The 10,393-nt window shown below is 64.9% G+C and carries 9 protein-coding genes; all 9 read left to right on the top strand.

Annotated features, from left to right (window positions below; translation table 11 throughout):
* The first annotated feature begins 412 nt into the window (after positions 1 to 412).
* Entirely contained in the window at positions 413 to 1,156 is a 744-nt protein-coding gene (locus VW23_RS26680) for an FCD domain-containing protein (RefSeq protein WP_069912508.1), read from the top strand.
* A 76-nt stretch (positions 1,157 to 1,232) separates the two neighbouring features.
* Positions 1,233 to 2,855: an ABC transporter substrate-binding protein gene (locus VW23_RS26675; RefSeq protein ID WP_069912507.1), complete on the top strand. Its 1,623-nt coding sequence runs from the start codon at positions 1,233 to 1,235 to the stop codon at positions 2,853 to 2,855.
* 306 nt (positions 2,856 to 3,161) lie between these two features.
* Positions 3,162 to 4,124 (top strand): ABC transporter permease, encoded by a 963-nt coding sequence (locus tag VW23_RS26670; RefSeq protein ID WP_069912506.1) that lies wholly within the window; start codon positions 3,162 to 3,164, stop codon positions 4,122 to 4,124.
* A gap of 2 nt (positions 4,125 to 4,126) precedes the next feature.
* The gene (locus VW23_RS26665; RefSeq protein ID WP_069912505.1) at positions 4,127 to 5,062 is read left to right on the top strand and encodes an ABC transporter permease; all 936 of its coding nucleotides are present in this window, start codon (positions 4,127 to 4,129) and stop codon (positions 5,060 to 5,062) included.
* 4 nt (positions 5,063 to 5,066) lie between these two features.
* Positions 5,067 to 6,101, top strand: a complete 1,035-nt coding sequence (locus VW23_RS26660; protein ID WP_069912504.1) for an ABC transporter ATP-binding protein — start codon at positions 5,067 to 5,069, stop codon at positions 6,099 to 6,101.
* Entirely contained in the window at positions 6,085 to 7,125 is a 1,041-nt protein-coding gene (locus VW23_RS26655; RefSeq protein WP_069912503.1) for an ABC transporter ATP-binding protein, read from the top strand. Before VW23_RS26660 ends, VW23_RS26655 begins: the two co-directional genes overlap by 17 nt.
* A 32-nt stretch (positions 7,126 to 7,157) precedes the next feature.
* Positions 7,158 to 8,084, top strand: coding sequence for a dihydrodipicolinate synthase family protein (locus VW23_RS26650; RefSeq protein ID WP_069912502.1), 927 nt, complete (start codon positions 7,158 to 7,160; stop codon positions 8,082 to 8,084).
* A 208-nt stretch (positions 8,085 to 8,292) separates the two neighbouring features.
* Positions 8,293 to 9,195, top strand: a complete 903-nt coding sequence (locus VW23_RS26645) for a hypothetical protein (RefSeq protein ID WP_069912501.1) — start codon at positions 8,293 to 8,295, stop codon at positions 9,193 to 9,195.
* 4 nt (positions 9,196 to 9,199) lie between these two features.
* A complete protein-coding gene (locus VW23_RS26640; protein ID WP_069912500.1) occupies positions 9,200 to 10,354 on the top strand; it encodes an alpha-hydroxy acid oxidase in 1,155 nt (384 codons plus the stop codon).
* Positions 10,355 to 10,393: the final 39 nt, after the last annotated feature.

Raw genomic sequence — 10,393 nt, 5'->3', positions numbered from 1 at the left:
CTCCACCACCCTTCGGGCGGTCCCCCTCCCCCGCCACGCGGGGGAGGACTACTGCGCGGCCGGCGCCCTCATTCTGCCCCCAAAACCCCCAGAAATCCTGACTTTGTTCCGCCTGACGAACCTATTCGCCGGTGGCGCAGCCGTCGCTTGACCACCCCAAACTGATATGTTGTTATGTTAATGACATATGCAGGCCACCAGGGGGAAATTGGTGACTCAGCGGGGCGATATCGTCGATCGGATGCGCGCTGGCCGCGCCCCGCTCCGCCCGTGCGTCAACCGCTTCCAACACCAGTCGATGCCCGCTTGTTCACAGCGGCCATGGCAGTTTGGTCGACCAAAACATAAAAGTTTGACACCATATAGCGTCACATGGTTCCCTAAAGCGGTAGAGGACTGGGGAACCACAGATATGGCGACCGAAGCTGCCGACATCGCGCAGGCGCTGGCTGAGGACATCCACTCCGGCGTCATCAAAGCCGGAGAGATGATCCCGTCCGAGCGCGATCTCTGCGAGCGCTTCGCTGTCGGACGCACCGTGGTGCGTGAAGCCATCACCATGCTCGAGGGCATGAAGCTGATCGAACAGCGCAAGGGCTTTCGTCCGCGCGTCGTGACCCCGACCCTGGCCCAGGCCATGGCGGGGGCTGCAGAGGCGGCACGGTTCTTCTTTCGCGGCAGCGAGGGCAACGCCCATCTGGAGCAGGCCCGGTTCTTTCTCGAAATGAGCCTCGTCCGCTACGCCGCTCAATACGCCACGCAAGCGCAGCTGGGCAAAATGCTGGCGGCGATCGAGGCGTGCGAGCGCGCCATCGGCAACTACCCGCTGTTCCGCGAGATGGATCTGCGCTTTCATCGCACGCTCGCCGAAGTGCCCGGCAACCCGATCTTCGTTGCGCTGCACGATGCGTTCGTCGACCGCCTGATGCGCCGCCGTGAGGCGCCGGACGATGTCGCCAGCCATAACCGGCGCAGCAATGACGAGCACCGCGCCATCGTCACCGCGCTTGTCGCCCGCGACGAGCCGGAGGCGGTCCGCGTGCTGACCGTCCACCTGTCGCGCAACTACGCCACCTACATGCGTCAGGCCCTTAGCGGGGCTGAATCGCTTGTCGGCACTGAACCACGTGCGGCCGTTTCCAACTCGGAGGGATGAGAAGGAAGGCCGGCGCCGTCGGGGTCCACGTCAAGCGTGGATCACTATCCGTGAGTTAAACAGGGAACCCATTCACATGAAGATTTTGCTGGCACTTGGCATGGCGCTGCTCATGTCGACCTCGGCGATCGGCACCGCAGCCGCGCAAGCCACTAACAACAATCCGCTTTCGGACGTGCGCGTCCGCCAGGCCATCGCCTACGCCATCGACATGCAGACCATCATCGACACCATCTTCGATGGCAACGCCGTCAAGGCGGTGGGCATGCTCCCCAACGGCCCGTTCAAGAACCCCGAGCTCAACCCCTACGACTACAACCCGGACAAGGCACGCGAGCTGCTGAAGGAAGCCGGCTGGGATTCGAACCGCACGCTGGAGATGGTCTACTACTACGATGACCAGATCACCGCGAACCTGATGCAGGCGCTGCAGGCCTATTTCGCCGATGTCGGCATCAACATGAATGCGCGCCTCCTGACCGGTGATGTGGCCAAGACCCTCGGCGCCATCCCGCCCAACCCCACCGACAAGTCGCTGGTCTCCTGGGATCTCGGCTATGGCGCCCGCGCTGCCATCGTCATGCAGGAATATTACAACGACTACGCCACCGGCAAAGCCAGCTCCGACCAGTTCCCGGGCAGCCCCGAGATGGACGCAGCGATCGCCGCGACCAATGCCAGCACCGATACGGAGAAGCAGAAGGAAGCCTTCTTCGCCATCGAGAAGCTGATGAACGACAACGTCTACACCGTGCCGCTCTACTACCAGCAGCTGTTCACGGTGGAGAGCGACCGGATGAACCGCAACGGCGGCGCCTACGGCAACGAGCAGTTCAACTACAACTGGGACGTGCAGAACTGGACGGTCGAACCCGACGCGTCCGGCAAGCACGTGTTCTATACCAACGGCGCCCCGGTCGATTATTTCGAGCATCCGTGGGCCAACCTCGGCCTGTGGGTCGGCAACCGCTTCGTCTTCGACCGCCTGCTGTTCGCCAATGGCAGCATGACCGGCATCGCCGGGGGTGATCTCGCCGAGAGCTACACCATCAGCGACGACGGCAAGACCGTGACGCTGACGCTGCGCGACAACATCAAGTGGCACGATGGCGAACCGATCACCGTCGACGACGTCACCTGGAGTTTTGAAGCGGCCCTGTTCGTGCCGAACCTGCACGGCGTGGTGGGCAAGACCCTCAACGCGCTCGAGGGCGCTGCCGACTACATGGCCAAGAAAGCCGAGCACATCTCGGGCATCAGCACCGAAGGCAACACCATCACGCTGAAGTTCGCGACGCTCGACCCCAACGTCCTGATCTCGCTCAGCCAGTTCGCGCCGCTGCCCAAGAAGTATTTTGAGGGCACCGATCCGACCGTGCTGCAGCAGAACGCCTTCTGGCAGAAGCCCGTCGGTTCCGGCCCGTTCAAGGTCGATACCGTCGCCTTCGGGGACTACGCCTCGCTGCTGCCGTTCGACGATTACTTCCTCGGCAAGCCCAAGATCGATCAGGTGGTAGCCTTCGCCAGCGCCGACGGCGACGTGAACATGGTCAAGAACGCTGCGGCCAACCGCATCGACTTCGCCGTGACCAAGGTGACCAGCGACGTGAAGGCATTGAAGGACATGCCGCACATGAAGCTGACGCCGATGGATATCCCCTACACCCGCATGATGTGGATCAACACTTACGACAAGTAAGGCCTGATCCCGTTAGCTTCGGATGCCGCGACCCGCTCGCGGCATCCTTCCCCTTTCACTGCTCCAGCCCAGGCAATTGCATATGAACAGCCACCGGGTTCTCAGTGATCCTCCACCGCGCAGCGGGGGAGGGGGACCAGCGAAGCTGGTGGAGGGGGCGACCCCAAACACCGGCGTATCCTGCCGCCCCCTCCACCGCCTTCGGCGGTCCCCCTCCCCAGTTTCACGGTGGAGGACCACCGAGAACCCGGCGCCTAGCGCCATATGCGATTGCTCTGCGCTCCAGCCCTGTAAGGAAACAGCCGCGTGCTAGCCTACGTCATCAGGCGCGTTCTGATCATGATCCCGATGGCGGTCGCCATCAGCTTCCTGATCTATCTCGGTCTCGACGCGACCCCCGGCGACGCCGTTTCCTTCATGCTCAGCCCCGAACAGATGTCGGGCGCCAATCCCGAACGCCTCGCCGAATTGCGCCAGGCCCTCGGCCTCGACCAGCCGCTGTTCGTCCGCTACTTCATCTGGCTGTGGGGCCTGTTGCAGGGCAATTTCGGCTACACCCTCACCGGCGGCGTGCCGATCTCCGACCTGTTGGCGCGGCGCCTGCCGGCGACGCTGGAACTGGCCGCGGTGGCGCTGGTGCTGTCGACCGTCTTCGGCTCGATCCTCGGCATCATCAGCGCGCTCCGGCGCGGCTCGGCCACCGACAACACGCTGACCGTGGTCGGCATGGTCGGCGTTTCCATCCCCGAATTCTTCTTCGGCCTCGTCGCCATCACCGTGTTCGCGCTGAACCTCGGCTGGCTGCCGGTCGGCGGCCGCTCGATGCCGCAATACATCACCTTCTGGGATCGGCTGCCGCATCTGGTGATGCCGTCGCTGGTGCTGTCGATCATGATGACCGCCGGCGTCATGCGCTATGCGCGCGCCGCCATGCTCGATGCGCTCAACAAGGATTTCATCAAGACCGCCCGCTCCAAGGGCCTGCCGGAATGGCGGGTCAACCTGCTGCACGGCTTTCGCGTCGCGCTCACCCCGGTGGTGGTGCTGATCGGCTTCCGCCTGCCGGCGCTGATCGGCGGTTCGGTGATCGTCGAGCAGGTGTTCCAGTGGCCCGGCGTCGGCAGCCTGTTCGTCCTCTCGGTGCGCAACCAGGATTATCCGGTGGTGATGGCCGTGGCGCTGATCTCGGTGGTCACCGTGCTGGTGGTCAGCGTCGTCATCGATGTCCTGACCGCCATCATCGATCCACGCGTCCGGTTGGGGAACTAGCCATGGCCCTCGCCGATATCCCGCGTCGCCGCACCCGTTTCGACCGCCGCTTCGACCGCATCCGCGAACTCGAGGAAGCCGGGCGGCTGAAGCACCCGACCGGCAGCCGGCTGCTGCGCAAGTTCATGAGCAACCGGCTCGCCGTGGTCGGGCTCGTGGTATTCAGCATCATTCTGCTCGCCGCGATCTGTGCGCCGCTGCTGACGCCGTGGGATCCGACCAAGATCAACCTGCGCGCCATGCTGCAGCCGCCCTCCTGGGAGCATTGGTTCGGCACCGACAAGACCGGCCGCGACGTGTTTGCCCGGGTGCTCTATGGCGGCCGCATCTCGATCCTCGTCGGGCTCGGCAGCGCCGTGGTCTCGGCCATTATCGGGGTGATCGTCGGCTGCTATGCCGGCTATGTCGGCGGCTGGTTCGATGCCATCTGCATGCGCGTCTCCGAGATCATCATGGCCTTCCCGGAGCTGATCCTGGTGCTGATGCTGGTGTCGATCCTCGGCCAGTCGCTTTCGAACATCATGATCATCTTCATCGTCGGCGGCTGGTGCGGCATCTACCGCCTCGCCCGCGCCAGCATGCTGTCGCTGCGCGAAGAGGAGTATGTGCAGGCGCTGCGGAGCTTCGGGCTTTCGGTGCCGCTGATCTGCTTCAAGCACATCCTGCCCAATGCGCTCGGCCCGATCATGGTCAACATTACGCTGTCGACCGCCGCCTTCATCCTCGCCGAAGCGGGTCTCAGCTTCCTCGGGCTGGGTGTGCCGATGAACATCGCCACCTGGGGCAACATCCTCAATGTCGCGCAGGATCTCGGCGTCTTGCAGAACAACTGGTGGATCTGGCTGCCGGTCGGCACCACGATTTCGCTCTTCGTCCTGAGCGTCAACTTCATCGGCGACGGCCTCCGCGACGCCACCGACCCGACGCAGCAGGGCTAGCCGCATGACCACCACCACTCAGCTGCCGGTCGACGATATCGCGCTCAGCGTGCGCGATCTGAAGACCTTCTTTTACACCAACAAGCGCTGCAACAAGGCGGTGAACGGCGTCTCGTTCGAGATCAGGAAGGGCAAGACCCTCTGCATCGTCGGCGAGAGCGGCTGCGGCAAGTCGGTCACGGCCTCCGCCATCATGCAGCTGTTGCCGACACTGTCGCGTATCGAAGAGGGCGAGATCATCTACCACTCGGAGCGCGGCGACATCCGGCTCGATACGCTGGAGCGCAACGGCAAGGCGATGCGCTCGATCCGCGGCTCCGAGATCGCCATGATCTTCCAGGATCCGATGACGGCGCTGAATCCGGTGTTCACCATCGGCTTCCAGATCGCCGAGAACCTGCGCTACCACACCGCCCTGCGCGGCCGGCAGCTCATGGACAAGGCCATCGACCTGCTGCGTTCGATGGGCATTCCGGCGCCCGAGCGGCGGGTCGAGCAGTTCCCGCACCAGTTCTCGGGCGGCATGCGCCAGCGCGCCATGATCGCCATGGCGATGGCCTGCAACCCGAAGATCCTGATCGCCGACGAGCCGACCACCGCGCTCGACGTCACCATCCAGGCGCAGATCTTCGAGCTGATGGCGACGCTGAAGCGCGAGCACGGCACCGCCATCATGCTGATCACCCACGACATGGGCGTGGTGGCCGAACTCGCTGACGATGTCGCCGTCATGTACATGGGCAATATCGTCGAGGCCGGCACCGTCGACGAGGTGCTGCGCCGCCCCAGCCACCCCTATACCCGCGCATTGCTCGATTCAGTGCCGGTGCTGGGGCGCGGCAAGAACCAGGATATCCGCGCCATCCCCGGTTCGACCCCCGATCCGTTCAACCGGCCCAAGGGCTGCCAGTTCGCCGATCGCTGCGCTTACAGGCTCGATGCTTGCGAGCTTGCCCTGCCGGCCGAGACGCAGCTCAGCCCCACGCATCGCGTCAGGTGCGTGCGCCACGAGGAGTTCGCCAATGGCGTCCGCAGCTGAAGCGCACCCAGAACCCAGAGACGTCATCCTCAGCCTCAAGGGCGTCAAGGCGCATTTCCCGGTCAAGGCCGGGGTGCTGCGCCGCACCGTGGCGCAGGTGAAGGCGGTCGATGGCGTCGACCTCGACATCTATCGCGGAGAAGTGCTCGGCCTCGTCGGCGAGAGCGGCTGCGGCAAGACCACGCTGGGCAAGACCATCCTGCAGCTGGTGCGGGCCACCGAAGGCGAGATCACCTACTCGGGGGCTGAGGCGAGCGCCGATCTCACCAAGCTCAGCGACAAGGAGCTTTACGCCTATCGCAAGCGCCTGCAGATCGTCTTTCAGGACCCGCATTCCTCGCTCAACCCGGCTTTCACCATTTTCGGTTCGCTCGAGGACCCGCTGACCAAATACGGGGTGAAGACCCGCGAGGAGCGGCGCAAGATCATCGGCGACCTGCTCGAGGCGGTGAACATGCGCCGCGAGTATATGGATCGCTACCCGCACGAGTTCTCCGGCGGGCAGCGCCAGCGCATCGGCATCGCCCGGGCGCTGAGCGTCAATCCCGAGCTGATCGTCTGCGACGAGGCGGTGAGCGCGCTCGACGTGTCGATCCGCGCCCAGGTGCTGGAGCTGCTGATGCGGCTGAAGCGCGAGCGCAACCTCACCTATGTGTTCATCACCCACGATCTCAGCGTCACCGAATTCATCTGCGACCGCGTCGCGGTGATGTATCTGGGCAAGATCGTCGAGCTCTGCCGCTCCGAGGATCTGTTCGAGCGCAAGCTCCACCCCTACACCCAGGCGCTGCTCTCGGCGATCCCGGTCGCCGACCTCGATCGAAAGAGCAATCGCGTGGTGCTCGAGGGCGATGTGCCGAGCCCGGTCAATCCGCCCTCCGGCTGTCCGTTCCACCCGCGCTGCCGCTTCCGCCAGGATATCTGCAAGACCGCGGTGCCGGCGCTGAAGCGCTACGCAATCGACGGCCGTGACGATCACTACGCCGCCTGCCACCTCATCGACGCCAAAGAAGCCGCGGCCTGATCGCCCGGCGCCAGCCCCCTACGGAGCCCCAAATGCCCGCCTTCGACATCAAGTCCATCACCGGCGTCCTTCCGGCGATGGTGACCCCGTTCGACGAGAACGAGAAGCTCGACGAACAGCGCCTGCGCGCCGTCGTCAACTTCCTCATCGAACGCCAGGTTGAGGGGCTCTACATCACCGGCTCGACCGGCGAGTCGTTCCTGATGTCGCCCGAGGAGCGCAAACGCGTCGTCGAAGTGACGATGGAGGAGAACCGCGGCCGCGTCCCGGTGATCGCCCATATCGGCGCCATCAGCACCTTCCACTCGATCGACCTGGCGCAGCACGCCGAGCGAGCCGGCGTCGACGCCATCTCCTCGGTGCCGCCGATCTACTGGGGCTTTTCCGCCGATCAGATCCACGGCTACTACGCCGACATCACCCGTTCGACCAAGCTGCCGATGATCGCCTACAACGTGCCGATGGCGGCGCTCGGCTTCGACATGATCAAGCGGCTCTCATCGATCGATGGCGTCGCCGGGGTCAAGTACACCGCCACCACGCATCACGACATCATCCGCATCAAGGAGGAGATCGGGCAGGACTTCATCGTCTATTCCGGCGCCGACGAGATGGCGATGTCGGGCCTGAGCTTCGGCGCCGACGGCATTATCGGCTCGTTCTACAATTCGATGCCGGAGATCTGGATCGCGCTGCGCGATGCAGTCGCCGCCGGCAATCTCGCCGAAGCCAAGCGCCTGCAGGAGATCGGCAACGCCGTGATCTTCTTCTCCTTGAGCCGCGGCGGCATCCCCTCGATCAAACGCGCCATGGCCTGGATGGGGTGCGATGCCGGCTATGCGCGGAAGCCCCTCGGTGGCTTCATCGACCAGGCGGCCGACGACAAGCTCAAGGCCGAATTCCGTGGGCTCCGCGACGAGCGGAAGCTCAGCGGTGTCGCCTTCCTCGACGCGCTCTGAGAGGGGCGAAGCATGCTGCCAAGTGCTCATAGGATGCCTCTTGCCCACCGGGTCATTCCCGCGAAAGCGGGAACCTCTGTTTTCTCTCCTGCGGCACCATCGCAAACGGAGGTCCCCGCTTTCGCGGGGATGACCCGGTGGTAGTCGGCGTAGGCAGGTCGTCCCTCGAGAGAGGTCGCGACGCAGTCGCGGGTGAGGGGGCCTTGCTGTGACCCTTCGCACCGTCCTCACCCTCAACTCCGACCGTTCCATCCGCTCCGGCAGCACCACCGACCTGGTGGATGCCATTCGGCGCGGTGCGGATCTCCGCATCGGCACGGCGTTCCGCCACAACGAACACATCGACACCAAATCTTCGAGCAATGAGCTGATCGAGGAGGTCGCCGAGTTCCGCCAGACCTGGCTGCTCGACGACCGCTGGGCCGCCGGCATCATGACGCTGCGCATGCCGGTGGAGCTCCCCGAGGGCTTCGGCCCGCGTCCCTCGATGTCGTTCTTTCTCTACAACCAGGATGGCACCCAGGCGATTGCCCGGCCCTATCTCGATGGCCAGCCGCCCACCGGCCAGCGCGGCCCGGCGCCGCTCGACGATATGGCCGACATGCCGCGCTACCACCAGTTCGACAGTTTCGACGCCGGCACCAACGCGCCCTCCAGCAACTTCGTCTACGATTTCGACAGCTACCGCTTCATGGTCAACGACCGCTGGCGCGAGGTGCTGGCGCACGATCACACGGGGCGGCCGGTTTCCGGCTCGGTCGAGGCGCTCAATGAAGCGTTCCTCCGCGGTGCGCCTGTCAAGGTGGCGATCAGCAAATTCGGCGTCGGGCTGGTACCGCCGGGCGAGACCGCACCCGAGCACGAAGCCTTCATCCACGCCGGCTCCTGCTACTATTACACCGACCGAAAACTCTTCATCACCGGCACCCACCCGGCGGTGCGCATCAAGCCGGCCATTCCGCTGCGCTATGAGAGCGGCGGCTGGGATTTCTGCTGGCTGGTGGCGCGCACCGATGGTCAGGTCGAGCGCTGGCGCTGCGATCCCTATACCCTGGCCTTCGATCGCAGCACGCATCGCTACGACATGCGCTGGTTCGTCTCGGGAGAGTGACAACATGCGTCTCGATCGGTTGCTGACCGTCGACGACTTCAAGCGGGTGGCCGAGCGCCGCGTCCCGAAAATGTTCTTCCAGTACGCCGATTCCGGCGCCTATACCGAGCAGACCTACCGCGAGAACAGTTCTGACTTCACGCGCATCCGCCTCGAGCAGCGCGTCGGCCGTGATATTTCCAGCCGCAGCCTCGCGACCACCATGCTCGGCCAGCCGGTGGCGTTGCCGCTCGGCCTCGCGCCCACCGGCGCCGCCGGCATGCAGGTGGCCGATGGCGAGATCAAAGCCGCCCGCGCCGCCGAGAAGGCCGGCATCCCGTTCACGCTCTCCACCGTCTCGATCTGCTCGATCGAGGATGTTGCGGCGGCCACCAGCCGCCCGTTCTGGTTTCAGCTCTATGTGCGCAAGGATCGGGCCTTCACCGAGCGGCTGATCGACCGGGCCCGCGCCGCCAACTGCGCCGCCCTCGTCGTCACTGTCGATTGCCAGCACTATGGCCAGCGCCACAAGGACGTCCGCAACGGGCTCACCGTGCCGCTGAAGTTCACCCCGAAATTCGTCGCCGAACTGGCGTTGAAGCCGGCCTGGTCGCTCGCCATGCTTGGCACGCCGCGCCGCAGTTTCGGCAACTTCGCCGGCCACGTCCCCGGCGCCAATAGTGTCGCCGAGCTGGCGCAATGGATGTCGCAGCAGGACGATCTGACGCTCAACTGGCAGGACCTCGGCTGGATCAAGCGCCGCTTCGGCGGGCCGCTGGTGGTGAAGGGGATCCTGCACGCCGACGATGCCCGGGCGGCGGTCGCGCATGGCGCCGACGCCATCGTCGTTTCCAACCATGGCGGCCGCCAGCTCGACGGCGCCCCCTCGACCATCCGCGTGCTGCCGCGCATCGTCGATGCCGTCGGCGGGCAGTGCGAAATCTACCTCGACAGCGGCATCCGCTCCGGCCACGACATGCTGAAAGCCGTGGCGCTCGGCGCCCGCGCCGTGTTCATCGGCCGCCCCACCCTCTACGGCCTCGGCGTCGCCGGCGAACGCGGCGTCACCCGCATCCTCGACATCCTCCGCAGCGAAGCCGACAGCGCATTGGGGCTGATGGGCGAGACGGACGTGACGCAGCTCGGGGCGCACAACATCGAGTCGAATGATCTGGTCTAGCTCCCCTCCCCCTTGGGGGGAGGGGAGCTAGACCAGATC

It is taken from the genome of Devosia insulae DS-56 (genome assembly GCF_000970465.2).
In the GTDB taxonomy this organism is placed as follows: Bacteria; Pseudomonadota; Alphaproteobacteria; order Rhizobiales; family Devosiaceae; genus Devosia_A; species Devosia_A insulae.
Note: the sequence above shows the minus strand (reverse complement) of the source record. Positions and strands in the feature narration are given on the sequence as shown.